Origin of the sequence: Sphingomonas sp. LC-1, from assembly GCF_025371035.1 — a bacterium.
GTDB classification, from domain to species: Bacteria; Pseudomonadota; Alphaproteobacteria; order Sphingomonadales; family Sphingomonadaceae; genus Sphingomonas; species Sphingomonas sanguinis_E.
The window spans coordinates 119,706-145,920 of the sequence record NZ_JANZXB010000009.1 but is presented as its reverse complement, the minus strand read 5'-3'; the positions used below and the strand labels follow the sequence as shown (position 1 = coordinate 145,920).

Below are 26,215 nucleotides of genomic sequence, written 5' to 3'. Positions count from 1 at the left end.
CACCGACTCGAAGCCCTTCGCCTCTACCCAGGCGGGGGGCTTTGCCGTTCAAAGGACCCGATCATGACCCGCCCCACCGGCACCGAATCCTTCGCGCTCAACCAGACGATGCTGCGTATCCGCGATCCCGAGCCCTCGCTGGCCTTTTACCAGCAGGTGCTGGGCATGACGCTGCTGCAGCGGCTCGATTTCGAGGAGATGCGATTCTCGCTCTACTTCCTCGCCTATCTGGCGGAGGGGGAGACGATTCCCGAGGATCCCGCCGAACGCGCCCGTTTCATCTTCAACCGCGAAACCACGCTGGAGCTGACCCATAATTGGGGTACCGAGTCCGATCCCGCGTTCCAGGGCTATCATGACGGCAATAGCGAACCGCGCGGCTTCGGCCATATCGGGATCAGCGTCGCCAACGTGGCGGAGGCCTGTGCCCGGTTCGAGACGCTGGGCGTGCCCTTCAAGAAGCGTCCCCAGGACGGTAAGATGAAGGATATCGCCTTCATCACCGATCCCGACGGCTATTGGATAGAAATCCTGTCGGCGAGCGGGATGACCGAGAGTGTCGGGACCAATCCTTAATTAAATATTACCTTCAAAACCTGCGATTATCGAAACCGGATATTTACGGCTTGTGACCATTATGGGCATTCAAGCCGGAGGAAATTGGTACGCGCCGACCCTCCGTCTTCCCGAAGACGAGCTTCTTCCTGCTCGTCCGGCCGGTCGTTGGAGGGTTTGCCGTAATGTTGTCCTGGTTTGCCAAGACGGCGCCGATTCGCTTGAAGTTCGACGTCCTGACGATCGTCTATGGCGCGATCGCGGCCACCGGCCTGGCGGCGACGATCGTCGCCAGCGGCGGCATCGCCCCCACCCCACCGATCATCGCGGCGGGCGTGGCGTTGCTGGCCTCGCTGATCGTGTCGCGCGTCAGCCGCAAGCTGATCTGCGATCCCTATGTCGGCAGCGTCGTGACGATGGAAAATTTGGCGGCGGGCCGGATCGAGGGCGACGTCCCCTATACCGAATATCGCGACTGTATCGGCCGCATCGCCAAGGCGGTTCAGGTGTTCCGCCAGAATGCCGCCCATGTGCAGCAGGCCGCACAGGCGCAGCAGGTCGTCGTCAGCGCCTTGGGCAAGGGGTTGAGCGAGCTGGCCGATGGCAATCTGACCGAGACGATCCACACACCCTTCCCCGCAGATTACGAGAAGCTGCGCACCGACTTCAACCGCGCGATGGAAACGCTCGCCCGCGCCATGGGCACGGTGACGGTCGCGACGCACGGCATCAATGCGGGTGCCAACGACATTCGCCAGGCATCGGACGACCTGTCGCAGCGTACCGAGCAGCAGGCCGCGAGCCTGGAGGAAACCGCCGCCGCGATGGACGAGATCACCTCGACCGTTCGCCAGACCGCCGAGGGCGCCAACCGTGCCAACCGCGCGGTCTCCGACGCCCGGATCGAGGCCGAACAGTCGGGCGAGGTCGTGCGCCGGGCCGTGGACGCCATGGCCGGGATCGAACGCGCATCGAGCGAGATCTCCGAGATCATCAGCGTCATCGACGGCATCGCCTTCCAGACCAACCTGCTCGCGCTGAATGCGGGCGTCGAGGCGGCCCGCGCCGGTGATGCGGGCAAGGGCTTCGCGGTCGTCGCCTCCGAAGTGCGCGCCTTGGCGCAGCGCTCGGCCGACGCGGCCAAGGATGTGAAGTCGCGCATCCTCGCCAGCTCCGAACAGGTCGAATCGGGCGTCAGCCTGGTCAGCGACACCGGCAAGGCGCTGGAGCGGATCATCGTCCAGATCGCCGAGATCAGCACGCTGGTCGAGGACATCGCCAGCTCGGCCGAGAAGCAGGCGATCGGGCTTCAGGAAGTCAACACCGCCGTATCCGCGATGGACGGCGTGACTCAGCAGAACGCCGCGATGGTCGAGGAAGCGACCGCCGCCGCGCGGTCGCTGGCGGTCGAGGCCGACGGGCTGGCACGCGAGATCGCCCGGTTCCGCATCAACAACCCGCCGGGCGACAGCTTCGTCTCACCCCAGCCGGTCCACCAGATGCAGCAGCGCGCCGCCGCCGCGGGCCGCCGCATCGTCCAGGCCTCGCGCGCCGTGCCGCAGTCGGCGGGCAGCGCCGCCCTGGCCGTCAACGAGGACGACTGGACCGAATTCTGATCGGTCGCGCTCCCGCCCCGTAATGGGGCGGGGGCTTCGGCTCGATCAGGGACCTGCATCGCCCTTTCCGACCCGCCGACCATGACGTGGCCCACCAACCTCCCCGGAGTTCAGCCTTGACCGCCTTTCCCCTCGCCCCCGTGCTCGACACCGCCGCCGCGGCTCCGCTGCGCCAGACGCTGCTCGACCTGATCGCATCGGGCGATGCCGTCATCCTGGACGGGTCGCAGGTGGTCCAGACCGGCCAGGCCTGTCTTCAGGTGCTGGCCGGAGCCCAGGCGATGGCCGCGACGCTGAACATCGATTTCGAATTGAACGCACCATCCGAGCCGCTGGCTTCGATGATCGCACTGGCGGGGCTCGACGCCCTCGTCGCTGTCGCCTGAAAGGCCCGATCCGATGAATCTCGACGAGATCCAGCAAATCTTCTTCCAGGAATGCGAGGAAGGGCTCGGCACGCTGGAAACCGCCTTTGCCGATCTGAAGCGCGGGCGCCATGACGACGAGACGATCAATACCGTGTTCCGCGCGGTCCATTCGATCAAGGGCGGCGCGGGGGCGTTCGGTCATGAGCGGCTCCAGCATTTCTCGCATCATTACGAGACGCTGCTCGACCTGATCCGCAACGGCAGCCTGGCACTCAGCGAACCACTGATCGACCTGATCGTCGCGGCATTCGATACGTTGAGTGACCATGTCGCCGCCGCGCGGGGCGAAGCATCCGTCCCCGCCGACCAAGCCATGCTCGATCGGCTGGCCGCCGCCGCCGAGGGCGAGATACCCGGCGGCGCGACCCAAGCCGAGGTCGCTGCCGATCCCGCTCCCACCTCGCCCGCCGCCGCCGCCGCGCTCGACGATTTCGACGCGCTGTTCGCGATGCTCGAAGACCCCGCGCCGTTGCAGGCCGCGGCAGCGGAGGAGGTGGAGGAGGAAGCCGGTCCCGCCGAGTGGATCGTCACCATCCATCCCGGTCCGCGCGCCTTCGATCATGGTGCCGAACCGATGCTCACGCTGCGCGAACTGGTGCGGATGGGCGGGCGGACGCTGGGGGTCGATCTGTCCCCCCTTCCGCCGCTCGACACGCTGGATGCCGAACGCGCCTATATCGGCTTCACCATGGCGGTGCCCGGCACGGTCGAGGAAGACGACATCCGCGCGGTCTTTGACTTTGCCGATCCGCAATGCCGCCTGACCATCGTGCGCGACAGCGCGATCGCGGTCGAGACGCCGTCCCCCGCCGAGCCGATCCCCGTCGAGCCAGTCCCGACGCCGATCGCCATCGTCGAGACAGCCGCGCCCGCCCCGGTCGCCCCTGCCCCCGCCCCTTCGCCGGCACCCGCGCCGGTCGCCGCCGCCCCCGTGACCGAAGCGGCGAGCGGCCCGCGCGTCGCGGCGGCCGCAGCGCAGACGATCCGCGTCGATCTCGACAAGCTGGACCGGCTGGTCAACCTAGTCGGCGAACTGGTCATCACCCAGGCGATGCTGGCGCAGCGCCTGTCCGAAAACGACATGGGCTCGATCTCCGAACTGTCCGACCTCGACCACCTGACGCGTGAGCTTCAGGATTCGACCATGGCGATCCGCGCGCAGCCGATGAAGACGGTGTTCAGCCGCGTGCCGCGCATCATCCGCGAACTGGAGGTCGAGACCGGCAAGCGCGTCCGCCTGGAAGTCGAGGGCGAGATGACCGAGGTCGACAAGACCGTGGTCGAGCGTATCGGCGAGCCGCTGACCCATCTGATCCGCAACGCCGTCGACCATGGCTTGGAAACCCCCGCCGATCGCAAGGCGGTGGGCAAGGATGGCGAGGGCGTGGTGACGCTGTCCGCCGCGCACCAGTCGGGCCGGATCGTCATCACCGTCGCCGATGACGGGCGCGGCATCGACCGGGCGCGCGTCAAGGCCAAGGCGATCGAGCGCGGCATCATCGCCCCCGATGCGCAATTGTCGGAGGAGGAAATCGACAATCTGATCTTCGCCCCCGGCTTTTCGACCGCCGCCGTCGTCTCCAACATCTCCGGTCGCGGGGTCGGGATGGACGTGGTGCGCAAGAATATCCAGGCGCTGGGCGGGCGCATCGGCATCCAGTCCGAACTCGGCAAGGGGTCCAGCTTCTCGCTCAGCCTGCCGCTGACCCTCGCGGTGCTCGACGGCATGATCGTGACCGTGGGCGACCAGACCTTCGTCATTCCGCTGACCCATATCGTCGAAAGCCTGCGTCCCGGCATCGACGAGGTGCATGTGGTGGGCGGCCAGTCGCCCTTGCTCGACGTGCGCGGCACCTATGTTCCCGTTCACCGCGTCGGCGAGCAGCTCGGCGTGAACGGCGCGAAGGCGCGGCCCGAGGATGCGGTGCTGATCGTGGTGGAAAGCGACCAGGGGCAGGCGGTCCTGATGGTCGATTCGATCCAGGACCAGCGTCAGGTCGTGGTGAAGAGCCTGGAGGCCAATTACCGCGCCATTCACGGGCTGGCCGGCGCGACTATCCTGGGCGATGGCCGGGTCGCCCTGATCCTCGACGTCGATGCGCTGATCGGACGCTGGCGGCGCGACGGGCGCGGCCCGAGCGCATTCATCGAAGATCTCGCCGCGTGAGCGCACTGTCCGCCATTGTCCCCCAGGGCAACGACCGCGAGATGGAGTTCGCCTTCTCGGCGTCCGACCACCGCGCGATCGCGGACATGATCTATGCCGAATCGGGCATATTGCTGCCCGATAGCAAGGCGAAGCTGATCTATGGGCGGCTGGCCCGGCGCCTGCGCGCCTGCGGGCTGTCGGACTTTCCGACCTATCTGGCGATGATCGAGCATGATCCGGAGGAAAAGGCGCGGGCGGTCGATGCGCTGACCACCAACCACACCGCCTTCTTCCGCGAAAATCATCATTTCGAGCATTTCCGCGACGAGCTTTGGCCCGCTTTCCTCCAGCGTCTGGCGGGTGGCGGGCGGGTGCGCGTCTGGTCGGCGGCCTGTTCGAGCGGCGAGGAACCCTATTCGCTGATGATGACCATCGCGGGGCAGGATGTCCGCGCCGCCGAGAAGCTGGCCAACCAGGATTTCCGCCTGCTCGCGACAGACCTGTCGCCCAGCGTGATCGCGACGGCACGCGCGGGGCGCTATCCGCTCGACACGACGCGCGCCATGCCCGCCTCGATGCGCCAGGCCTGGTGCCGCCGGGTCGGGGAGCAGGACGAACTCCACCCCGCACTGCGCGCGCCGATCGCGTTTCGCGAACTCAACCTGTTGCGCGGCTGGCCGATGAAGCGGCCGTTCGACGTCATCTTCTGTCGCAACGTCATGATCTATTTCGACGAAGCGACCAAGGCCCGGCTGTTGTCGCGCTTCGCCGACCAGATGGTCGATGGCGGCATCATTTACATTGGCCATGCCGAACGCGTTCCGCCGGAAGTATCGGCGCGCTTTCGCTGCATCGGTCGCACCGCTTTTCAGAAGGTCTCCTAATGGCCATACGCACGCTGATCGTCGATGATTCCCCCACCATGCGCGCGCTGATCGCGGGGATGTTGAGCCGCGACCCCGAGATCGAGGTGGTCGGTGCCGCCGAAGGGCCGCATCAGGCGCGCGACATGATCAAGACGCTGGACCCCGATGTCCTGACGCTGGATGTCGAAATGCCCGACATGAACGGGCTCGATTTCCTCGAACGCATCATGCGGTTGCGCCCGATGCCGGTGGTGATGCTGTCGACGCTGACCCAGGCGGGCGCGGAAGTGACGATCCGCGCACTGGAGCTGGGCGCGGTGGACTGCTGCGCCAAGCCCGCTGCCGGCTGCGTCGACCGCAGCCTGATCAACAGCGTCAAGGCCGCGGCGGGCAGCCGCCGCCCTCGTCCCATAGGCTTGCCGCCGGCACCGGTGTCGATGGCGAATTTCCAGCCGCGCCCCCAGTCCATGATCGCCATCGGGGCATCGACCGGCGGGGTCGAGGCGCTGATCCAGGTCCTGAGCGGCTTTCCCGCCAATTGCCCGCCGACGGTCATCGTCCAGCATATGCCCGCGACCTTCACCACCAGCTTCGCCGCGCGGCTCGACCGGCTGTCCAAGCCGACCGTGGCCGAGGCACGGCACGGCCAGCCGCTGCTTCCCGGCCATGTCTATCTGGCACCGGGCGGCACCCATCATCTGGAGATCGGCGGCACGGCGGGCCAGTATCGCGCCCGGCTGATCCCCGACGATCCGACCAGCGGCCACCGCCCCTCCGTCGATCGCCTGTTCCAGAGCGTCGCCAAGGTCGCGGGCGCGCATGCGGTGGGCGCGATTCTGACCGGCATGGGCCGCGACGGGGCCGAAGGGCTGCTGGCCATGCGCGGACAGGGCTGCCTGACCGTGGGGCAGGACCGCGACAGCTGCGTCGTCTATGGCATGCCCGGCGTCGCGCACGAGATCGGCGCGGTCAGCCGGCAGCTGACGCTCGCCCGGATCGCGCCCGCCCTGATCGACGGGTGTCGCGCATGATGGTCGCCACCAGCCCCCCAATGCCGCCCATCCCCCGCATGGCGCAGCGCGACGGCCTTCGCCGGATCAATGTGATCCAGGGCGAAACCCGCGTCAGCCAGGAAAAGGATGTCGTGCTGACCACCGTGCTGGGCAGTTGCATCTCGGCCTGCCTCTACGATCCGATCGCGGGCGTGGGCGGGCTCAATCATTTTCTGCTGGCCGAACCGGGCGTCGCGGATACCGATCCTAAATCTATGCAGCGTTATGGTGTCTACGCGATGGAAGTATTGATCAACGCGATGATGGCCGTGGGAGCGCAACGGCATAGCCTGAAGGCGCGGCTGTTCGGCGGCGCGATGATGCGCGACGGCTTTCGCGACATCGGACAGGCCAATGCGCAATTCGCGCGTCGCTTCCTGGCGGACGAGCGGATCGCGCTGGTCGGCGAGGATGTCGGCGGGATCAGCGCGCGCCGCGTCGAATTCCGTCCCGCGCTCGGCCTCGCCCGGTGCCGCCATGTCACCGACGCGCCCTTGCCGCCACCGCGCATCGCCCGCCCCACCCCTCCGCCCGCTGCGACCGGCGACGTGGAGTTCTTTTGATGACCATCATCCCATTCCCGAATTCGAAGACGAAAGGCCAGTTCGTGTCCCAGACCATCATGACCGTGGATGATTCGCCCAGCATGCGGATGCTTCTGCGTGCCGCGCTGACCGACATGGGCTATCGGGTTCTGGAAGCCGAGGACGGCGTCCATGCGCTCGACACGCTGGACGGCGTGACGCCCGACACCGCGCCCGACCTGGTCATCACCGACATCAACATGCCGCGCATGGACGGTTTCGGCCTGATCGAGGCGCTGCGCCGCCAGCCGGGGCATCGCAACCTGCCGATCCTCGTCCTGACCACCGAAAGCTCGGACGAGAAAAAGGCGCGCGCGCGTGAGGCCGGGGCGACCGGATGGATCGTCAAGCCCTTCAACCCCGAAAAGCTCGCCGCGGCCATTCGTCGCGTGCTGCATTGATCCCGGAGGACAGGACCATGTCGCGTCAGCTCATCACCTTCCAGCTCGGCGACCAGATACTGGGCGTCGACATCATGGCGATCCGCGAAATCCGCGCCTGGTCGCCCGCCACCCCGCTGCCCAACGTGCCCGCCCATGTGCGCGGCGTCGTCAACCTGCGCGGCATCGTCCTGCCGGTCCTGGACCTGCGGCACCGGCTGGGCTGGGGCATCACCGATCCCAGCGCGCGTCACGTCATCATCGTGGTCCGGATCGGCGACCAGCTTCAGGGCCTGATCGTCGATGCGGTCAACGACATCGTCTCGGTTCCCCCCGAATCGATGCAGCCGCTGCCCGACATGGGCGAGGCGACGGCGGCGCATTTCCTGGAAGGGCTGGCGACCATCGAACAGCGGCTGATCCTGATCCTGGCGCTCGACCGGCTGTCGGACAGCACCCACCTCACCGCCGAGGCGGCGTAACAACTCAAGTGACGTGACGGCGTATCCGTTTTGGAAGGTATTGCGTAATGGCCGACGTAAAGGTTCTGGTGGTCGACGACTCGCTGACGATGCGGGTCCTCATCTCGGGGGCGCTCGAACGCATCAAGGGGGTGGCCGTGGTCGGCGCCGCCGACGGCGCGGCGGAAGCGCGCGCGATGGTCGATCAGTATCGGCCCGAGGTGATGACGCTGGACGTCGAGATGCCGGGCATGAGCGGGCTGGATTATCTGGCGGAGATCATGGAGAATCGGCCGATGCCGGTCATCATGTTCTCGACCCGCACCGCCGCCGGTGCCGCCGAGTCGATCGAGGCGCTGCGGCTGGGCGCGATCGACTGTTTCCCCAAACCCAAGGTGGCGGTTCAGGCCGAACTCGACGCGATCATCGGCAAGCTGGGCAAGCGGATCAAGTCGGCGCGCAATGCCGATCTGAAGCGGACCAAGGCGGGCGCACTGGGCCACGCCCGAAAGGCGCCCCCCGCCGCCATGAACTGGAACGGCCGTATCCTAGCGATCGGGGCGGACGCCGCCAACACCCAGGCGCTGTTCAACCTGTTCCAGGCCTTCCCCGCCAATTGCCCGCCCACCCTGGTCGTGCAGCAGATGACCGATGGCCTGCTGACCCCGATGGTCGAGCAGTTGCGCGATCAGATCGCGCCGAAGGTGGTCGAGGCGACCGACGGCATGAAGGTGGAACAGGGCACCATCTATTTCGCGCCGCAGGGCGAGACGCATATGGTGGTCGACAGCTGGCCCGCCGGTACGATCCGCCTGCTCGCCCGCGAACCCGTGGCGGGCGAGCGTCCGTCCATCTCGCTGCTTTTCGCGTCGGTCGCCAAGGCGGCGGGCAGCAACGGCCTGGGCGTGCTGGTCGCGCTGGACGATGAGGACGGCTCGGCGGGCCTGCGGGCCATGCTGGCGGGCGGGGCCTATGCCATCGGGCGGAACGGCACCGACTTCACCCTGTCCAAGGGTGCGGTGTCGCAACCGGTGGCGGGCGATGCGATCGCCGCCAATATCCTGAAGCTGTGCAGCAAATGATCCAGGACATGTCCGGCATGGTGTCGGCGGGCGGTGTCGACCGCCCGCTGGCCCATGCCCTGGCCGAGGAGCTGGTCGAACTGACCCGCTCGCTCGCCGACCTCGCCTATGAGCTGGCGAGCGATGCGGACACGCTGCGCCGCCATATGGTGGGCATCCAGTCGGTCGACCGGATCACCCAGGTGCAACTGGCGATCGCCGACATATTGCGATCTGATGCGCCGCTGTCCGATCGGATCGACGGCGTCACGCTGGAGACCCTGGCCGACAGCCTGCGCACCCGGATCGCCGACGCGCGCTGACCCGGATCAGATCGTACCGGGCAGAGGCTCGCGCAGCGTCATCCGCTCGATCAGCGGGCGCAGCGACGCCAGCCATTGGCGCACGCCCTCCCGCGTCGACTCGCTCAGGCTGAGCAGCGCCAGACGGCGATCGGTCGGGTGCGGCGCACTTTCGAACATCCCCAGCGAGATCAGCATATTGATCCAGCGGACCGCCGTGGTGCGGGGTACGCCGGACGCGCGGTAGCAGGCGCTGGTTTCCACCGGCCGTCCCGCCTCTTCCTCCAGAAAGACGAACAACAGCATGTCGAACGCCGGATCGGCGAACAGGCTGGCGTCGAAGAACTGACCGACCCCCTCGCGCGCGGAACGGATGACCCGGCCAATATCGGACGGTACGATCCGCGTCTCATTCTCCTGACGCACCATCGACTCGACCAAGGCCAGTTCATCGCGAATGCGACGAAGGCGATCGTCGATGCCCGGCAGTCCGGCTTCTACCCCTGCATCGTAGCGGTCATCCATGACCTCCACTCTCCGACCCATATTAAACCCCACCGTCAGAAAGCTTGCGTCCGCACGGCAACTCGATCGGTATTCCGATTCCGCTGCGCCGTCGCAATTCTTCACTGGCCATGATGACGCCGAAATTAGGGTAGGTTAACCAAAAACTTAAGTTTGTGATCCGGAATTCGTCCCGATCCGGAGTAATTTCATGTTCTGCTATTATGCGGCGTCAGAAAAAGAGTTTTCGGATCGATAGCCGGATCGTGCGCCCCAGCGGATCGAGATAACCGGGCTGGTAACCGATCGGCACCGTGCCCGTACCATCGGTGACCCTCTGGCGCTGGTTGAACAGATTGTCGACCGACAGGCTGATCCGCGTCCCACGGACCCAGGGGTGTGCACGGACCAGGTCCAGCCGCTGACCCAGATCGGCGAACAGGCGCAGATCGATCGTCGCCAGACTGCCGAAGTTCAGCGCCTGCGGATTGGCGGGGGTGCCGCCATTGACCCGCGTCGCGCTACGCCAATCCCCCGACAGCCGGACACCGACGCCGTTGTTGGAATAGCCCGCCTGCACTTCCAGCTGATGGCGCGAGGTGCCGCCACTCGACCCGATCGCATCGCCGCGCAGCAGGTCGAGCACGGGCCCGCCATCCGCCACGGTCACCCGGTCGGCTAAGGTCCAGGTGTGGTAGAGCGCGAACTGCATCCGCCCGCCGCCGCCGCCACGACCGCCGCCAAAGCCGCCGCCCCCCCGGAAACCTCCGCCACCCGGACCACCCGGACCACCCGGACCACCCGGACCACCGGGGCCACCGGGGCCGCCGGGGCCGCCCGCTGCCGCACCGGGCGCGCCCTGTCCACCGCCCTGCCCCTCGCCGCGCTGGCCGCCGCCCCGGCCGGGGAAATTCATGCCCGCAAAGGGATTGGGCCCGGTGCCCGCACGAAACGCCTCCAGTTCCTTCTGGATCTTCGACTTGATCGGCCGTGAGAAGTTGATCCCCCAGCGAAGCTGCGACCGCTCGGTCTGGGCGAAGTTGATCGGGCGCGAATCGACACGGAGCAGGTTGTCCGCCGCGTCGCGCGAGAAGCGATCCGGGAACGCCGCCTCGATCGCCGCGGTCGGCGTGGGGAAGGAGGCGATCGGATCGTCGGTGTTGATCCGATAATAGTTGGCGGTCAGGTTGATGTCCCGCTCACGCCATGGCTTCAGCGTCAGGCCCAGCTTCATGACATGGCGATTGTCCGCGACCAGCGCCGGGTTGCCCCCGGTCACGGCGGTGATCGTCGCGGTCGTCCCGCGCACATAGTCGAACAGGCGGACATTGGGCGTGGTGATCGTCGGATTGCCCAGTTGCTGCGCGGTGGGGGCGTCCTCCTGATCGGTCCAGGAGGCGATGACGCGCACGCCGTCCAGCGGCGACCAGTTGGCACCATATCCCACCGTGGTCAGCGTGCCGAAGTCCGACAGGTGATCGGCCCCGACATTGACGTTCAGCGACAGGTCGCCGATCGCACCCAGGATCTGGCGATCGCGATTGGCGATGGGCAGGTCCAGATTGACCTGGCCATTGACGATGTCGCGCGACACGTCGCCGGTCTGGACCAGCCCGAACCGCGTCGAACTGCTGGAGAAATCGCTGGTCTGCCCGCCCAGCTTGACGCTGGCCTGCACATCGCCCGCCGGAAGCGCGAAGACCCGGCCATTGAGCAGGGCATCGACTTCGCCCGAGGAGGAGGTCGAGCGGGCGAAATTGCGCGCCGCCATCCCCAGCCCATCGAGCGGACCATAGGGATTGGCGGTCGGATCGCCCGCGTCCAACCGCGCCTGCAACCCGGTGACGTCCAGCCCGGTATCAGTCGCGACCCGGCTCTCCGCCCGGTCATAGGCCCCGGTCAGCGACCAGCGCCACTTGCCGATGTCACCGTTGAACACCGTGCCCAGATGCGCGGTCAGTCCGGTATTGTTCTGGACCAGCGGACCATAGGCATCGCTGAGGCGGCTGACCGTGGCGGTCGTGGCGAAGGGCGAATAGGGATTGCCCGCAGGCACCACCAGATTGGCCGATGGCAGGCCGTTCCAGCTGTTGCTCTGCGTCGTTTGCACCTCGGCGTTGAACGAGGCGGACACCTTGCCGAAGATGTTGCGCGCATAAACGATATTGGCGTCCCATTGCCGCTGCGCCGATTGCAGCGTGCGATAGGGGGTCACGTCGGTGCTGGTCGCGGGGCTGCCCGCCAGTTGCGCGAGGCTGGGTGCCGCGCTCAACCCGCTCGGCAGCCCGACCACGCTGGAGCTGGTGCCGGTCAGCGCGGCGAGGCCGGGGTCGGCGGTGACGATATTGCCGCCCAGCGATGCGTTGGACGAGGGCGCGATGATCCCGCGTTCCGCCTCGGTCAGTCGCGAAGTTTCCGAATAATCGGTGTGGATGCTCAGCCGCCGGTCGCGCCGGATCTGCAACTGGTCGAGCCGCAACTGCCCCATGGCGGAACCGCCCTGCGTCGGCACCTTGCCGATCGCCTCGACCGCCAGCGAGCGGAAGCGGGGGCGCAGGACGAAGTTGACCACCTTCTGATCGGCGCGATAGCCATATTTCAGCGCGACTTCCTCGGGCAGGATGTCGACGCGCAGGATCGCCTCGGTCGGCAGGTCGCGAATTTCCTGGAAGCCCGCGATGCGGCGACCGTTGAGCAGGATCACCGGCGATCCGCCGCGCCCGCTGGTCGTCTGCGGCGCGAGTTCGGTCAGCAGGTCGGCAACGCTCGACACGCCATAGCTGCGAATGTCGGCGGGGCTCAATTGCTGGTCGGGGGGAATGTCGCCGGGCACCCGACCCGGCTCACGCCGGGCGGTGACGACGACATCGCCCTCCTCGCCCTCTTCCTCATCGGCCTCCGGCTCGGGCTGGGTGCGCGAAGTGGCGGACGGGGTCCCCTGGAGCGCGGCTGCCGCGGTGGCGGACGGGGAGGATGAGGCCGCCGCCTCCGGCGTGGCCGGCGTCTGCGGCGTGGGGGCGGAAGTAGCGGGGGTGGCGGGGGTGGCCGCCATCTGCGCCTGCGCGATCGCCGGCATCGCACTCGCCAGCATCAAACCCGCCCAAAGCCGCATGTCCGTCCCTTTTCCCTATGTTCGGGTTTCGGGCGTTAGGACGCAAATGTCGCACAAATGTGCCGCGCGACGTGCCAAATGTCGCGGATTGGGGATTATGCCTCCGCCGCCATCCCAGTGAAAGCCGGGATGACGGCGAGGTAGGGGGTCCGCCCGATCAAGGCCCCAGCCTTCGCTGGGGCGACGGATAAGGGATCAGCCGGCGAAGGCCTTTTCGATCACATAGGCCCCGGGTTGCGCGTTCGAGCCTTCGGGGAAGCCCATGTCCTCGAACTTGGCACCCAGCGACTTGATCATCTCCATGCTGCCGCACATCATGATCCGGTCGGTTTCCGGGTTGAAGCCGTGCGCGCTGGGCAGCCCCGCGAACAACCGGCCATCGTCGATCAGCGCGTCGATGCGCCCCGACGTGTGGAACGGCTCGCGCGTGACAGTCGGGACGTAATGGAACTTCTCCGCCGCGACCTCGCCGACCAGCGGATCGTCGGACAGCTTGCCCGCCAGTTCGTCGTGGAAGGCCAGGTCGCTGACCCGGCGGACCGAGTGGACGATCACGACCTCGTCGAACATGTCATAAATGTCCGGGTCACGCGCGACCGACAGGAAGGGCGCCAGGCCCGTGCCGGTCGACAGCATGAACAGCCGCTTGCCGGGCAGCAGCGCGTCGGCGACCAGCGTGCCGGTCGGCTTGCGGCCCAGATAGATCTGGTCGCCGGGCTGTACCTTTTGCAGCTTGCTGGTCAGCGGGCCGTCCTGGACCTTGATCGACAGGAAATCGAGCTTTTCGTCATAGGACGGGCTGGCCACCGAATAGGCGCGCAGCAGCGGCTTGCCGTTGTCGCCCTGCAGCCCGATCATCACGAACTCGCCCGAACGGAAACGGAAGCTGTCGGGGCGGGAGACCGAGAAGGAGAAGAGATGCTCGTTCCAGTGATGGACGCTCTGAACCGTCTCGACGCTCAGCGCCGCGGTCGGGGTCAGTTCGGGCAGGGCAGTATCGGTCGACAACCTCAAAACTCCTTTGCGCCCCGCGCCCGCCAATCGGTCGGCGGGGCGGGCGGATACGTCATGTGCGAATGAATCGGATGCGCCCTTACCAAGAATAGCGCAGGCTGCCTACAAAGGTCCGCGATGCCCCATAATAGCAGCCGTTGTTGAAGAAACAGCTGGTGATGTGGCGTCTGTCGAACAGATTGGCGACATTGGCGGTGAAGCTCAACCCCTCCATCGCCGGGCTGACCCGGCCGAGGTCATAGCCCAGCATCAGGTCGGCCAGCCAGTAATCGGGCGACTGGAAACGCCGGACCACGGTACGGCCCGCCGCCACGGTGGTCGCCGTCCCTTCCGATTCGCCGACATAGCGCACGCCAGCGCCCAGGCTCAGCCCGCCAAGAGCATTGGCGACACCGGCCTTGCCCAGATCATAGGACAGGAAGCTGGAGGCACTCCATTGCGGCACACCCAGCGGTCGGGTGCCGGTAACCCCGCTCAGCTGGTCGCCGGTGCCGACCACGGGTGTCCCCTGCCGGACATAGGGATCGCTATAGGTGGCGGCGACGACCACATCGAATCCGGGGGCCACGGTGCCGCGCCCGTCCAGCTCGATCCCGCGCACCGAGACTTCGCCGATCTGAACCTGCGAATTGCTGGGGATGTTGCCCGTGCCCGCGCGCGGATCAGCGACCGGCACGTTGCGGCGGCGCAGGTCGAAGGCGGACAGGGTGAACAAAGCGGTCGTGCCGCGCGGCTGGTATTTCAGCCCCGCCTCATATTGGCGGCCCGTAACGGGGATAAAGTTGTTGCCGTCCCAGGTGCTGCCCGCCTGCGGCTCGAAGCTTTCCGAATAGCTGACAAAGGGCGAAAGGCCGATCTTCGTCTCGTACAACGCGCCCAGCCGCGTGGTGAACGCCGTCTGGTTCAGACGGCTGACGGCATTGGTGTTCAGATTCTGCGTCGTCTGATTGTACGTGTCCCAACGCCCGCTGGCGATCAGTTGCAGCCCGCCGATCGCAATCTGGTCCTGCAGATAGACACCAACCTGATCGCGCTTGGTGTAATTGTGCGTCTGGGTGATCGGGAAGCTGGGCAACGGCACGCCATAGACCGGCGCGAACAGGCTGAGATTGGGGATGTTGAACACCGGGTTCGCGTTCGTGCCGGTGAAGAAGGCCTGATAGTTCTCGCCGCGATTATGCTGCCAGTCGATGCCGCCCAGGATGGTGTGGCGGATCGGACCGGTGTCCAGCTTGCCGACCAGGTGATTGTCGACGGTGAAGGTCTGGAACGCCTCGTCCGATCCGCCGCCGCCGCGCTGCAGGGTGGAGAGGTCGCTGTTTGCATTGGCGCCGGTGCCACGCGTGACGAACCCCGACCCGTAAATCTGCCGATAATGCAGCCCGATCGCCAGATAGCGCGCGCTGGTCGTCCAGCTCAGCCGGTCGGTCAGGTCGTGGTGGAACAACAGGGTCGCCGACTTTTGCGTCCGGTCGAATGCTTCGTAGGACGGCTCGGACGTGTTGAAATCGACCGGCAGCACCCCGGATGGATTGGGCAGCGCCGATCCATAGGCGGGCACCCCGCTATAGGATCCCGATTCAGGGTCGCGCTGATAATTGAGGATCAAAGTGATGCTGGTGGCCTTGTCGGGCGCGAAGGTCAGCATCGGTCGCGCATAATAGCGCCGGTTGGCGGTCGACCGGATGAAGCCATCCGATTCCTCCGCGCCGGCGATCATCCGGAACAGCCAGCGATTGTCGGCATCCAGCGGCCGGTTCACATCGATGCTGGAGCGCAGCAGCGCGTAATTGCCGGCGGCCAGCTCGATCCGCCCGCCCGACCCGGCATAGGGCAGCTTGCTGGTCAGGTTGATCAACCCGCCCGGCGTGCCCGAGCCATAGGTGACGCCCGCCGGCCCCTTCACGACATCGACCGTCTCGACCAGATGGAAATCGACCTGCGGGATGGCATAGACCCCGCCCAGCAACCGCATCCCGTCCATGAACACGCCGGGGGAAAAACCGCGCAGGTACAACTGGTCGTACCGGGTCGCGACATTGCCGCGCTGGTTGGGGGCGACACCCGCGACATAGCCCAGCGCCTGATTGATCGACAGCGCGTTACGCCGGGTCAGTTCCGCCTGGTCGATGACCGTGATGCTCTGCGGCGTGGCGATCAGGGGAATGTCGGTCTTGGTGCCGGAGGCCGCGCCCTTCTTTTCGCGTTCGCCTTCGACCACGATCTCCTCATTGCGCAACCGCTGCTGATCGTCATTCTCGATCGCGTCGCGGGGCGACGCGAAGGCCGGAACGGCAGCCCCCAACATCCCCCCGGTGGCGCAAGCCGCCAACAGCGCTCCGCTCAGCCTGCGCATAAATTTCGTTCCCTGCTATTGATAGTGACTCTCAAACTCTGCTAGGACCGTGTCCAAGGATTGACAAGGGGAAAGCGCGGGTGGCGTCACGCCAAGCCATGGACGACAAGGCCGGAGGGTCCTCGCATGCCGCCGCCACGGGGTGGCGCGGCGGATTCGCAATGGCGTGGCGCTGGTTCACCGCGATCGTCGGCGGCTATGGCTTCGCGGTCGCCGCCGCGATGCTGACCGCGCGGCTCCTGCCCGCCCCCGATGTCCTGACGCGGGTCGAGGTGACGGGCTGGCCGATGCTGCTGTCCTTCCTGGTCTATGTCGGGATCGGGCTTTGGGCGCTGCATGAGATTCGGTTGCGGCGCGTCAGCGCGGTGATCTGGGGCGGCGCACTGGCGATGGCGGCGCTGATCTGGTGGCTGGGCGTGCGGGCATGAGCGAAGCGACGACGAACGGCCAGCGCGGCTGGCGGCAGACCATGGCCTGGGCGCATGGCTGGCTAGGCCTGATCGCCGGGTGGATATTGTTCACCATGTTCCTGACCGGCACCTCGGCCTATTTCCGGCCCGAGATCACCCAGTGGATGCAGCCCGAAATCTGCGCCTCGGCCGCTTCTCCCGAACAGGCGACCCAATCGGCGGTGCGGTATCTGCAGCGGATCGGATCGAACGATCTGCAATGGTATATCTATCTGCCCGATGGCCGGACCACCGCCACTCGCGTCTTCCGCATCCCCGCCAAGCCCGAGGGCAAGCGGCGCGGTGGTGAACTCGACCTCGATCCCGTCAGCGGCGCCCCCCTGACCGCGCGCGAAACGCGTGGGGGCGAGCATTTCTATCGCTTCCATTTCCAGCTTCAACTGCCGTATCCCTGGGGCCGCTGGCTGGCCGGACTGTGCGCGATGGCAATGCTGGGGGCGATCATCTCGGGCGTCATCACGCACAAGCGCATCTTCGCCGACTTCTTCACGCTGCGCTGGAACAAGGGGCAGCGCAGCTGGCTGGATGCGCACAACGTCACCGCGGTGCTCGGCCTGCCCTATCATGCGATGATCACCTATACGGGGCTCATCACTCTGGTCACCATGTACATGCCGTGGCCGGTGCTGATGAACTATGCCAAGCCCGCGCAGTTCATGCAGGTGGCCTATGGCACCCCGGAGGATGTCGTCGCCACCGGCGTTCGGGCCCCGATGGTGGAGATCGCGCCGCTGATGCGCGATGCCGAGCGGCGGCTGGGCGGCCCGGCAACGCGCGTCATCGTGGAAAATCCCGGCGACAGCGCCGCGCGCGTGACCATCGCCCAGGCAGGACGCGGCGCGATCAGCGCGCGGACGCCGACCGTCACCTATGAAGGGGCGACCGGTCGTTTCGTCGCCCAGACCGGCCAGCTCAGCTCGGCGATCGGGACCGCGGGTGTGCTGCTGGGCCTGCATCTGGCGACCTTTGCGGGCCCCGCCCTGCGCTGGGCCTATTTCGTCATGGGGCTGACCGGGGCGGCGATGGTCGGCACCGGCCTGCTGCTCTGGACCGCCAAGCGGCGCAAGCCCGGTGCCGCGCCGTTTTTCGGGCTCACCCTGGCCGAACGGATCAACATCGCGACCATCGCGGCCTTTCCCAGCGGCATGGCGGCCTATCTGCTCGCCAACCGGCTGATCCCCGCCGGGATGGAGGGCCGCGCCGATATGGAAGTGTCGGCGATGTTCTGGACCTGGGGCCTGTTGGCGGTGGCACAGTGCGGCCTGCCCGCGCGCCGGGCCTGGACGGTTCTATTCGTGGTCGCCGCCGCGCTGTGGACCGCCATCCCGCTCGTCAACGCGCTGACCACCGCGCGCTGGCTGCTCCCCTCTCTGCTCGATGGCGACCGGGTCTTCCTCGCCTTCGATCTGGCGACGCTGCTCATCGGGGTCGGCTTCGCCGTCGCCGCCCGGGTCAGTGCCCGCCCCGCCCCCCGAGCCCCCACGCGGTCCCGCCGCTTTTCGGAGCCTGCCCATGCTTGATACCATCGCTGTGTGCTTTGTCGGCTTCTGGCTGCTCGCCGCCGGTTCCTATCGCCATGCCCGCGACGCCGGGACGATGCACGATGCCCGGCTGCGTGGCGGGCTGAAGCTGCTGGGCGTGGCGGTGCTGTTGCTGGCGCTGTCGGGATGCGGGACGGGCATCACCGGCGAGCGGATCGTGCGGTTGCTGGGCGCGGCGTCGATCGCGGGGATCGCGCTGAACCTGCTGCTGTCGGTGCGTGCGGGGGCCGCCTTCGCGCCGCTTCGCGCCGTCAACCGGCTTGTGGGTCGAACACAGACCAGCCGGTCCGCTGCACCAGCCGTTCGAGCGCCAGCGTACCAAGCTGCGAATTCCCGCGCGCGTTAAGGCCGGGGGACCAGACGGCGATCGAGGCCCGGCCGGGCACGATCGCCAGGATGCCGCCGCCCACCCCCGATTTCCCCGGCAGGCCGACGCGGAAAGCGAACTCGCCCGACCCGTCATAATGGCCGCAACTCATCATCAGCGCGTTGATGCGCCGCGCGCGCTGCGGTGACACCACCGAGCGCCCCGTCCCCGGATTGACCCCGCGCGCCATCAGGTAACGGCCCGCCAGCGCCAGTTGCCGACAGCTCATCGCCAGCGCGCAGAAGTGGAAATAGACGCCCAGCACCCGGTCGACGGGGTGATGGAGATTGCCGAAGGCGTGCATGTAATGCGCCAGCGCCTGGTTGCGGTGTCCCGTCTCCATCTCGGCCTGCGCCACGGCGGCATCGATGACGATGTCGTCCTCTCCCGCCAGGGCGCGGACGAAGCGCAACATTTCCCCGATCGCCTCGCGCGGTTCATAGCCGCCGAGCAGCACGTCGGCGACCACGATCGCCCCCGCATTGATGAAGGGATTGCGCGGGATGCCGCCTTCCGTCTCCAGTTGCACGATCGAGTTGAATGCCGTGCCCGATGGCTCGCGCCCGACCCGCCGCCACAACTGGTCGCCGACGGCGCCCAGCGCCAGGGTTAGCGCGAAGACCTTGGAAATGCTCTGGATCGAGAAACTTTCCTCGGCATCGCCCGCCAGATGGCACTGGCCGTCCGCCTCGACGATCGCGATGCCGAATCGGTGCGGATCGATCCCCGCCAGCGCCGGGATATAGTCGGCGGGTTTGCCCCGATCGGGAGCCTCGGCCATTTCGGCGGCGATGTCGGCAACGATGGCGGACAGATCCATGGGACAGGTCGTGCCCTGCCGCCCCGCCTTTGTCGAGCCGCCGCGAACCCGTCACAAACCGCCGCTAGGGAGCCAGCGCTTCCTCCCAAGCCCGACCACGGACCGCAATTCACCATAATGCGCGAGACGGACACGCCCCCGCCCGCCCCCGGATTCTGGACGCTCGCCAGCGTCGAGGGATGGGAGCGATTCGCCATCCAGGGCGCGAAGTCGCTGCTCACCCTGTTCCTGCTGACCGATCTGCTGGTCCGCCCCGCCGGTTCGGTCGCCGGCATGGCCGCGCTGCGCCGCACGGTCGAAGCGGTGACCGGCGCGCATGGCGACATCGCCTTCGCCTCGCAGCTTTACGGTCTTTACGGCGCGATGACCTATCTGGTCCTGCCGCTGGGGGGCTGGATCGCGGATTGCAGCGGGCGGCGGCGACCGGCGATGTATATCGGCGCGGTGCTGATGGCATCGGGCCTGCTGATGCTGGCCGGTCGGCAGGGGGCGCTCGGCGGACTGGTGCTGATGATCGGCGGCATCGGCCTGTTGAAAGGCAATCTGGCGGCGGAGGTCGGTGCGCTGCGTGGCCGGGCCGGGGGCGAGCGGCTATTCGCGGCCTATCTGGCCTTTCTCAACGGCGGGACGCTGCTCGGGCCGCTGATCGGCGGCTGGCTGGCCCTGCATGCCGGATTCGGCGCGAGCTTCGTGGCGATGGCGGGCAGCATGGCGATCGCGATCCTGCTGCTTCGTACCGCGCCGCGCGTCGCCCACGTGGCGGCCGTGCCGATGGGCGGGGCGGCCACCAATTGGTCGCGCGCGGTGCCCGCGATCCTGGCCGTCACCCTGTGCTTTTGCGCCTATGAGCAATTGACCAACATTGTGCTGGTCTGGGCCCGCGCACGGGTGGCGTTGACCATCGGGGGGTGGGCGATCCCGCCAAGCTGGCTGGCGGCGGCCGACGGAGCCTTCACCATCGTCCTCGCGCTGATCGCCTATCGGCTATGGCCCTGGCTGGCCCGGCGCGGGCGGGATCCGAGCGCCGCCGCCAAGCTGGCGCTGGGCGGGGTGGCGATCGCTTCGGGCTATGCGCTGCTGGCGATGCTGTCGCGCGGGGTGGGACCGGTGGCGCTGGGCGGGCCGCTGGGGGCGATCCTGCTGCTCGACATCGGGGTGGTGCTGTCCTGGCCTTCGGCGCTGGCGATCGTCAACGCCGCCGCGCCGCCCGCGCGCCGGGGCCTGATGACGGGGCTATTCTATCTGCACGGCTTCGTCGCACATCTGGCGGTGGGACAGTTGGGCGCGCTGTATCCCGGCATGGCGCAACCGGGTTTCTGGGCGATCCATGTCGGCCTGGCGCTGGCGGGGGCGGGCGTCGCGCTCGCCATCCCGCGCGGTCAGGCGACCACCACCTCCACCGCCGCCAACGCCTCGGCATAGGCCGGGGGCGGCGCCACGTCGGTCACCAACATCGCCACCGCGTCGAGCGCGGCGACCTGAATGGTGCCGGGGCGATCGAACTTGCTCTGGTCGGCCGCGATCAGCGTGCGGCGCGCGCGGGCGATCATCATCCGGCACACCGCCGCCTCGCCGCTGTGATAATCGGCAAAGCCATGGTCGAGATTGACCGATTCCACCGACATGATCGCCAGCGCCGGGGTGAACATCGCCAGATAGTCGCGCGCGGTCGAATCGAAACAGGCGTGATATTCGTAATCCAGCTCGCCCCCGGCCAGCATGATCCGGTTGTCGTTGCGCCCGCCCAGTTCGGCGGCGACCCCGACCGCGTTGGTGACGACGGTCAGCCCCTGATGATCGCGAAGCGCCCGCGCGACATAATGGCCGGTGGTGCTGGCATCGATATAGATAGTCTGCCCATCGGCGACCAACTGGGCGACCGCCGCGGCGATCTTCTGCTTGGCTTCGGCATGGCGTTGCAGGCGGGTGGCGAAGGACCCCTCCGTCTCCACCTTGGCCAGCCGGACCGCGCCATGCGCGCGCACCACCGCGCCCGACGCCTCCAGCACGCGCAATTCGCGCCGGACCGTCTCCTCGGACACGGACAGCGCCTGGGCCAGTTCGCCGATGCCGCGAAAGCCGCCCTCTCCCAATAGCGCCACGATCTCGTCCTGGCGGCGCTGGCGTTTCATCATGGCGTTACAGCTCCCATTATCGGCGCGATGCTAACCGTCGTCGCGTTTCGGTCAATCGCCTCGGGCATTCGGCCAGAATCGCCACATGCCCCACACAAGGACGCCGATGGCCGTTGGGGGCCATCGGCGCGAAGGTGCGATCCGATGCCGCTGGGGGGCGGGCATCGGATCGGGGGAGGGGTAAAGGTTAGAAGGCGTAGGTCAGGTTCAGCATGTAGATGCGCCCCGTCTCGACATAGCCGCCCTTGCGGTCGTTCGAGAGATAGGCCTTACGCTCGCTGGTGGTCGCCCAATAGCTGTGCTCGTTGAACAGGTTCTGGATCGAGGCCCCCACCGTCAGTCCCGACGGCAACGTATAGTTGACGATCAGGTTGGAGATGGTCGTCGGCTGGATATAGGTGTCCGGCCGGCTGGAGCGCAGGTCGTACAGGCGATCACCGGTATAGTTATAGTTCCATTCCGCCGCGAACCCGCCATGGCTGTAGAACAGCGCGGCATTGTACATCACCTCCGGCGCCTGGGTCATGCGCTGCTCGCGATTCTGGCCGTTGACGAAGACATTCGCCTTGGCCTTTTGCAGCGTGACATTGGCCTGAATCCCCAGGCCGTCGAGCAGGCCGGGCAGGCCTTTGAGCGAATAGCGCGCGAAGAACTCGACGCCATAGATCTGGCCGGTGGCATTGGTGGTCAGGCTCGACACCTCGACCCCGCCCTGCTGTTCCGACTGGGGATTGCCCCAGATATTGTAATCGCCCCCCGCATTGGTGGTGCCGGTCGCGAACAGCACATGGTTCAGCGACTTGTAGAAGGGGCTGACAGAGAAGAAGTCGGTGCCCTGCCCCTTGATCTCCAGCGAGGTGTCGTAGTTCCACGACGTCTGCGCATCGAGGTTCGGGTTGGGGATGAATACCCCGGTCACTTCGCCCAGATCGTTGCGCGACACGCTCGTCGGGCCGAGCAGCAGGTCGAATGCAGGCCGCGAATAGCTTTTGCGGACCGAGGCGCGGATCACGACATCGTCATTGGGCCGGTAATTGGCGATGACGCTGGGCAGCCACTGGTCGTAATGGCGGGCGGATGTCACGAACTTGCCGGTGTCGTTGCCCTGGTCCTGCCAATAGGTCCCCTTGAACCGGTTATATTCGTAACGGACGCCCGGCACGATTTGCAGATCGCCGAACTGCAGGGTCGCCATGACATAGCCCGCCAACCGGTTCTCGCGCCCGTCCAAACGGTTTTCCTTCAGCTTCACCGGGTCCAGCCCGGCGATCTTCGGGGTGGAGAGCTGTGCGACCTGATTCTCGATATAGTCGGTGTCGATCATGTAGATCGGCACCTGCGCGGCGTTGTTCATGAACCCGCCCAGCAAGCGTCCCGGCAGCGAGGTCAGCGCGGGGCCGGTCGCGGCGTAACGCGGCGAGTTGCTGCCATCCGCATTGGGGAACGTATATTGCAGCGCGCCGTCATCGCCCAGCGCATTGGCGTAACGCTTGGCATCCTCGACCTTGGCGCCCGCCGCGATCGAGACCAGACCCTGGTCGGCATGGTGCCATACGGTGTCGAACTGGCCCTCCAGGCGGCGTTCCCAGGTGTTCTCGAACTGCTGGGTGACGTACCACTGCTTCAGCTTCGACAGGTCGGTCAGATAGGCGCGCGCCGCGTCGGTCAGCACCACCTGCGGGAAGGTGCGGTTCCCGATCGAGGTGACCATGCGGTAAGCCGCCGTACCCTTATTGTCGGCGGTGCCGATATAGGGACGGCCCGCGAACCCCGACTGGATACGCAACGGATAATCCTGCGACCCGCGCGAAAAAGCGCCGTGATAGTCGAAGGTGAAGTCGCCCGAACGCGTCTGCCCGCCGACCTTGGTCGTCACAAGCTCCTGCTTGCTATGCTCGGTCCGGAAATAATGCGTCGCGGTCAGGCCGTAATCGGCGCGATAGCCGGCGGAATCGTAGGAACCCTTATTGGGGTTCGGATTGATCTGGTCGGGCGCGAGGCTGGTCTGGCGGAGTGCGGTCTGATCCATCCAGCTCTTGAGGTTGTACCGGCCATAGGTGGAGTGCCAGTAAAGATCGGTCCCCTCACCCTTCCAGTCGAAGTTGAGCGTACCGCCCATCCGCTCGATGCGGTTGCGGAAGGACTGCCACTGCACGCCGCGCGGGAAGATATTGTCCAGATTGTCGCGGATCATGCCGGGGATGTTGGTGTTATATTTCTCCCAGTCGTGCTGCATCGCGGTCGATTCACCCAGCACATGCTTCAGCCCGTAATAGGCCGAGGCATAGACGCCGAGATCGCCCAGACGCTGCGCGGTCTCGACCTGTACGGTGCCGCCCCATGGGTCCTGGCGGCGGGCATCGGCGCGACCGGCCAATTGGCCCTGGAGACGGATCTGCGTGCGGTGGTTGGGCAGATCGAAGGCGGTGATCGGCACCATGTCGATGATGCCCGCGATCGCATCGCCGTCGAACCGCGCGGTCGGCGCCTTGTCCACCCGAACCGTCTGAAGCGAGAAGGGCGACAAAAGGTTCATCGAGATGGCACGGGTGCGCGCATCGGTCTGCGCCAGCCGGACGCCATCGAGCGAATAGGCATTGTACGAGGTGTCGAGACCGCGGATCGAGACATATTGCGCCTCGCCCGTCGCCGCCGCGTTGCGCGACTGATCGACCGAGGAACTGATGCCCGGCAGGCGGGTCAGCAGGTCGGCGAGATTCTGCTGCGGCTGAAGCCGCAATTCCTCGCCCGAGACGACGGTAACCAGCGACTGGCTGCGCAACTGTTCGTCCTGCGCGTCGACCACCGCCTGGCGATGACCGCTCACGACCACTTCCTCGCCGACCTGCGGATCGGGTTCGGCCGTGGTGACAGGCTCGACGGCAACAGGCGCGACCGGATCGGCGGCCAGCGCCGGTCCGGCGATCAGGAACGTGGCGGCGGTGCCGCACAACAGGCGCACGACATGCGCCCGCTTGAACGAAGCGGTCATGGAATTCCCCCTGGATCAAATCGTGATGGCGACGCCCCCAGGCGCCTTCGACGGCCCCGCTAGAGATGGGCTGTGACAATCCGATGACTTATTGACCGTTTTTTGATGACATTTGAAAATTCGGTCGCGCGTGGCACCGGCGGCAGAGAATGGCCGACCGAATGTCACAGTTCTGACCCTGAAACTTGGCAGAGCCGCGCCATGTCCATCATGCTTGCACCCGCCCGCCGCCTCGCCCTGATGCTGGCTCCAATCCTCATCGGCGCCGTCGCCGCGCCGGTGGCCGCGCAATCGGGGGAGGCTCCCAGGGGAATGACGCTGGACCGGGTGGTGATGCTGATGCGCCACGGCGTCCGCGCGCCGCTGGACGGTGAGGTGCCGAAGGGGACTCGCACCGCCCAGCCCTGGCCGACATGGTCCACCCCCGAAAGCGCGCTGACACCGAGCGGCGCCGACGCCCTGGCGGCCGAGGCTCGTGCCGACCGCGCCGACTGGGTCACGCAAGGATTGCTGCCCGCTAATGGCTGTCCCGCGCCCGGCACGATCCGCATCTGGACCAACAGTTCGTCGCGCACCATCGCCAGCGGCACGGCCTATGCCCGGGGGCTGACCCCCGAATGTCCGCTGGCCGTCGGACACAAACCCATGGGAGACGTCGATCCCCTGTTCGAGCCGCTTCGCGCCCGTGCCACGCATTTCGATGCGGCGGCGGCGGTGGCGGACATCGACCGGTTCACCGGCGGCATGGCCGCGCTGGTCGCGCGACACCGCGATGCGCTGCGGCTGCTCGACACGGTGCTGGGCTGTGGCGCCCCGGAGGGTTGCGATCCGGCGGGGCCGCCGCGCCTGACCCCGTCCGCCGATGGCCATGGAATCGACCTGAGCGGGCCGATCCGCACCGCATCGGGCACCGCACAAGTGCTGCTGCTGCAATATGCCGAAGGCCTGTCGCCCTCGGTCGGCGGCCTACCGGTCGATGCCGCGGTGCTGGCCCGGCTGGGCGCGGTGCATGCCGCACTGTTCGACGTCTATTCGCGCTCACCCTATATGGCCGCGCACCAGTTGGCGGCGTTCGGCCGCCACATGATCGCCGCGCTGACCGATCCGAAGGGCGCCCGGATCGACCTTCTCGTCGGTCACGACACCAATGTCACCGCGCTGGCGGCGCTGCTCGGCTTCGACCTGGTCGCGCCGGGCTATGCCGTCAACGACGCGGCACCAGGCGGCGCGATCCTGATCCGGCGCTGGCACGACCGGGCGGGCAAGACATTCGTGACGCTGGCCTATCGCACCCAGTCGCCCGACCAGATACGCACGAAGTCCGATGCCGTCACGCTGACCCCGGTACAGGTGCCAGGATGCCCCGCCGATGCGCCCTGCCCGCTCGACCGGTTCGTGACGCTGTTCGGAAATCGGCTGGCGCCGCTGGCCAACTGATCCGCCGCGGTGC

23 protein-coding genes are annotated in these 26,215 nt (G+C 66.9%); 16 read left to right on the top strand and 7 right to left on the bottom strand.

Going from position 1 to position 26,215, the window contains the following annotated elements; translation table 11 throughout:
• Positions 1 to 63: 63 nt before the first annotated feature.
• The 11 genes from gloA (at position 64) to NZL82_RS13760 (ending at position 9,475) form a co-directional block, all read left to right on the top strand.
• Positions 64 to 576 (top strand): lactoylglutathione lyase, encoded by a 513-nt coding sequence (gene gloA, locus NZL82_RS13810; RefSeq protein WP_261270330.1) that lies wholly within the window; start codon positions 64 to 66, stop codon positions 574 to 576.
• Positions 577 to 740: 164 nt separating this feature from the next.
• Positions 741 to 2,171, top strand: coding sequence for a methyl-accepting chemotaxis protein (locus NZL82_RS13805; protein ID WP_261270329.1), 1,431 nt, complete (start codon positions 741 to 743; stop codon positions 2,169 to 2,171).
• 116 nt (positions 2,172 to 2,287) lie between these two features.
• Positions 2,288 to 2,557, top strand: coding sequence for an STAS domain-containing protein (locus NZL82_RS13800; protein ID WP_261270328.1), 270 nt, complete (start codon positions 2,288 to 2,290; stop codon positions 2,555 to 2,557).
• A 13-nt stretch (positions 2,558 to 2,570) separates the two neighbouring features.
• Positions 2,571 to 4,766, top strand: a complete 2,196-nt coding sequence (locus NZL82_RS13795) for a chemotaxis protein CheA (protein WP_261270327.1) — start codon at positions 2,571 to 2,573, stop codon at positions 4,764 to 4,766.
• On the top strand, positions 4,763 to 5,632 hold the full coding sequence (locus NZL82_RS13790) for a protein-glutamate O-methyltransferase CheR (RefSeq protein WP_261270326.1): 870 nt from the start codon (positions 4,763 to 4,765) through the stop codon (positions 5,630 to 5,632). Before NZL82_RS13795 ends, NZL82_RS13790 begins: the two co-directional genes overlap by 4 nt.
• The gene (locus NZL82_RS13785) at positions 5,632 to 6,645 is read left to right on the top strand and encodes a chemotaxis response regulator protein-glutamate methylesterase (RefSeq protein WP_261270325.1); all 1,014 of its coding nucleotides are present in this window, start codon (positions 5,632 to 5,634) and stop codon (positions 6,643 to 6,645) included. Before NZL82_RS13790 ends, NZL82_RS13785 begins: the two co-directional genes overlap by 1 nt.
• Before the next feature lie 20 nt (positions 6,646 to 6,665).
• Complete coding sequence (locus tag NZL82_RS13780) at positions 6,666 to 7,229, top strand: chemotaxis protein CheD (RefSeq protein WP_261270324.1); 564 nt, start codon at positions 6,666 to 6,668, stop codon at positions 7,227 to 7,229.
• Between the two features lie 44 nt (positions 7,230 to 7,273).
• Complete coding sequence (locus tag NZL82_RS13775; RefSeq protein WP_261270389.1) at positions 7,274 to 7,651, top strand: response regulator; 378 nt, start codon at positions 7,274 to 7,276, stop codon at positions 7,649 to 7,651.
• A gap of 17 nt (positions 7,652 to 7,668) precedes the next feature.
• Positions 7,669 to 8,112: a chemotaxis protein CheW gene (locus tag NZL82_RS13770; protein WP_261270323.1), complete on the top strand. Its 444-nt coding sequence runs from the start codon at positions 7,669 to 7,671 to the stop codon at positions 8,110 to 8,112.
• A gap of 47 nt (positions 8,113 to 8,159) precedes the next feature.
• A complete protein-coding gene (locus NZL82_RS13765) occupies positions 8,160 to 9,173 on the top strand; it encodes a chemotaxis protein CheB (protein WP_261270322.1) in 1,014 nt (337 codons plus the stop codon).
• Positions 9,170 to 9,475 (top strand): hypothetical protein, encoded by a 306-nt coding sequence (locus NZL82_RS13760; protein ID WP_261270321.1) that lies wholly within the window; start codon positions 9,170 to 9,172, stop codon positions 9,473 to 9,475. Before NZL82_RS13765 ends, NZL82_RS13760 begins: the two co-directional genes overlap by 4 nt.
• Positions 9,476 to 9,481: 6 nt before the next feature.
• Here the strand turns inward: NZL82_RS13760 and NZL82_RS13755 are convergent, their stop codons facing one another.
• The 4 genes from NZL82_RS13755 to NZL82_RS13740 all read right to left on the bottom strand — a co-directional run bounded on the left by NZL82_RS13755 (position 9,482) and on the right by NZL82_RS13740 (position 16,440).
• Positions 9,482 to 9,979 carry a hypothetical protein gene (locus NZL82_RS13755; protein WP_261270320.1) on the bottom strand — a complete coding sequence of 166 codons (498 nt, stop codon included), beginning with the start codon at positions 9,977 to 9,979 and terminating at the stop codon, positions 9,482 to 9,484.
• A gap of 211 nt (positions 9,980 to 10,190) precedes the next feature.
• Positions 10,191 to 13,070: a TonB-dependent receptor gene (locus tag NZL82_RS13750; RefSeq protein WP_261270319.1), complete on the bottom strand. Its 2,880-nt coding sequence runs from the start codon at positions 13,068 to 13,070 to the stop codon at positions 10,191 to 10,193.
• Positions 13,071 to 13,265: 195 nt separating this feature from the next.
• On the bottom strand, positions 13,266 to 14,078 hold the full coding sequence (locus NZL82_RS13745) for a ferredoxin--NADP reductase (protein ID WP_261270318.1): 813 nt from the start codon (positions 14,076 to 14,078) through the stop codon (positions 13,266 to 13,268).
• Between the two features lie 85 nt (positions 14,079 to 14,163).
• Complete coding sequence (locus NZL82_RS13740; protein WP_261270317.1) at positions 14,164 to 16,440, bottom strand: TonB-dependent siderophore receptor; 2,277 nt, start codon at positions 16,438 to 16,440, stop codon at positions 14,164 to 14,166.
• 98 nt (positions 16,441 to 16,538) lie between these two features.
• Between NZL82_RS13740 and NZL82_RS13735 the strand changes: the two genes are divergently transcribed.
• Genes NZL82_RS13735 through NZL82_RS13725 form a run of 3 tightly spaced genes read left to right on the top strand, consistent with a single transcriptional unit; the run spans position 16,539 to position 18,797 of the window.
• A complete protein-coding gene (locus tag NZL82_RS13735) occupies positions 16,539 to 16,868 on the top strand; it encodes a hypothetical protein (protein WP_261270316.1) in 330 nt (109 codons plus the stop codon).
• A complete protein-coding gene (locus NZL82_RS13730) occupies positions 16,865 to 18,430 on the top strand; it encodes a PepSY domain-containing protein (RefSeq protein WP_261270315.1) in 1,566 nt (521 codons plus the stop codon). Before NZL82_RS13735 ends, NZL82_RS13730 begins: the two co-directional genes overlap by 4 nt.
• Positions 18,423 to 18,797, top strand: a complete 375-nt coding sequence (locus NZL82_RS13725) for a DUF3325 family protein (RefSeq protein ID WP_261270314.1) — start codon at positions 18,423 to 18,425, stop codon at positions 18,795 to 18,797. The genes NZL82_RS13730 and NZL82_RS13725 overlap by 8 nt, the downstream gene beginning before the upstream one ends.
• Here the strand turns inward: NZL82_RS13725 and NZL82_RS13720 are convergent.
• Positions 18,703 to 19,638, bottom strand: coding sequence for a glutaminase (locus NZL82_RS13720; protein WP_261270313.1), 936 nt, complete (start codon positions 19,636 to 19,638; stop codon positions 18,703 to 18,705). The two genes, NZL82_RS13725 and NZL82_RS13720, sit on opposite strands and share 95 nt — an antisense overlap.
• 117 nt (positions 19,639 to 19,755) lie before the next feature.
• Here NZL82_RS13720 and NZL82_RS13715 point away from each other — a divergent pair, with 117 nt between their 5' ends.
• Positions 19,756 to 21,060 (top strand): MFS transporter, encoded by a 1,305-nt coding sequence (locus tag NZL82_RS13715; RefSeq protein WP_261270312.1) that lies wholly within the window; start codon positions 19,756 to 19,758, stop codon positions 21,058 to 21,060.
• Here NZL82_RS13715 and NZL82_RS13710 read toward each other — a convergent pair.
• Positions 21,018 to 21,773, bottom strand: coding sequence for a DeoR/GlpR family DNA-binding transcription regulator (locus NZL82_RS13710; protein ID WP_261270311.1), 756 nt, complete (start codon positions 21,771 to 21,773; stop codon positions 21,018 to 21,020). The genes NZL82_RS13715 and NZL82_RS13710 overlap by 43 nt on opposite strands.
• Positions 21,774 to 21,960: 187 nt before the next feature.
• Complete coding sequence (locus NZL82_RS13705) at positions 21,961 to 24,765, bottom strand: TonB-dependent receptor (protein WP_261270310.1); 2,805 nt, start codon at positions 24,763 to 24,765, stop codon at positions 21,961 to 21,963.
• A gap of 201 nt (positions 24,766 to 24,966) precedes the next feature.
• Here NZL82_RS13705 and NZL82_RS13700 point away from each other — a divergent pair, with 201 nt between their 5' ends.
• Entirely contained in the window at positions 24,967 to 26,202 is a 1,236-nt protein-coding gene (locus tag NZL82_RS13700) for a histidine-type phosphatase (protein ID WP_261270309.1), read from the top strand.
• The last annotated feature ends 13 nt before the right edge of the window (positions 26,203 to 26,215 follow it).

Coding starts and splice junctions, on each gene's coding strand:
- gloA (WP_261270330.1), top strand. CDS start 64: ATGACCCGCCCCACCGGCACCGAATCCTTCGCGCTCAACCAGACGATG.
- NZL82_RS13805 (WP_261270329.1), top strand. CDS start 741: ATGTTGTCCTGGTTTGCCAAGACGGCGCCGATTCGCTTGAAGTTCGAC.
- NZL82_RS13795 (WP_261270327.1), top strand. CDS start 2,571: ATGAATCTCGACGAGATCCAGCAAATCTTCTTCCAGGAATGCGAGGAA.
- NZL82_RS13785 (WP_261270325.1), top strand. CDS start 5,632: ATGGCCATACGCACGCTGATCGTCGATGATTCCCCCACCATGCGCGCG.
- NZL82_RS13780 (WP_261270324.1), top strand. CDS start 6,666: ATGCCGCCCATCCCCCGCATGGCGCAGCGCGACGGCCTTCGCCGGATC.
- NZL82_RS13770 (WP_261270323.1), top strand. CDS start 7,669: ATGTCGCGTCAGCTCATCACCTTCCAGCTCGGCGACCAGATACTGGGC.
- NZL82_RS13765 (WP_261270322.1), top strand. CDS start 8,160: ATGGCCGACGTAAAGGTTCTGGTGGTCGACGACTCGCTGACGATGCGG.
- NZL82_RS13760 (WP_261270321.1), top strand. CDS start 9,170: ATGATCCAGGACATGTCCGGCATGGTGTCGGCGGGCGGTGTCGACCGC.
- NZL82_RS13755 (WP_261270320.1), bottom strand. CDS start 9,979: ATGGATGACCGCTACGATGCAGGGGTAGAAGCCGGACTGCCGGGCATC.
- NZL82_RS13750 (WP_261270319.1), bottom strand. CDS start 13,070: ATGCGGCTTTGGGCGGGTTTGATGCTGGCGAGTGCGATGCCGGCGATC.
- NZL82_RS13740 (WP_261270317.1), bottom strand. CDS start 16,440: ATGCGCAGGCTGAGCGGAGCGCTGTTGGCGGCTTGCGCCACCGGGGGG.
- NZL82_RS13735 (WP_261270316.1), top strand. CDS start 16,539: ATGGACGACAAGGCCGGAGGGTCCTCGCATGCCGCCGCCACGGGGTGG.
- NZL82_RS13730 (WP_261270315.1), top strand. CDS start 16,865: ATGAGCGAAGCGACGACGAACGGCCAGCGCGGCTGGCGGCAGACCATG.
- NZL82_RS13725 (WP_261270314.1), top strand. CDS start 18,423: ATGCTTGATACCATCGCTGTGTGCTTTGTCGGCTTCTGGCTGCTCGCC.
- NZL82_RS13720 (WP_261270313.1), bottom strand. CDS start 19,638: ATGGATCTGTCCGCCATCGTTGCCGACATCGCCGCCGAAATGGCCGAG.
- NZL82_RS13715 (WP_261270312.1), top strand. CDS start 19,756: ATGCGCGAGACGGACACGCCCCCGCCCGCCCCCGGATTCTGGACGCTC.
- NZL82_RS13710 (WP_261270311.1), bottom strand. CDS start 21,773: ATGATGAAACGCCAGCGCCGCCAGGACGAGATCGTGGCGCTATTGGGA.
- NZL82_RS13705 (WP_261270310.1), bottom strand. CDS start 24,765: ATGACCGCTTCGTTCAAGCGGGCGCATGTCGTGCGCCTGTTGTGCGGC.
- NZL82_RS13700 (WP_261270309.1), top strand. CDS start 24,967: ATGTCCATCATGCTTGCACCCGCCCGCCGCCTCGCCCTGATGCTGGCT.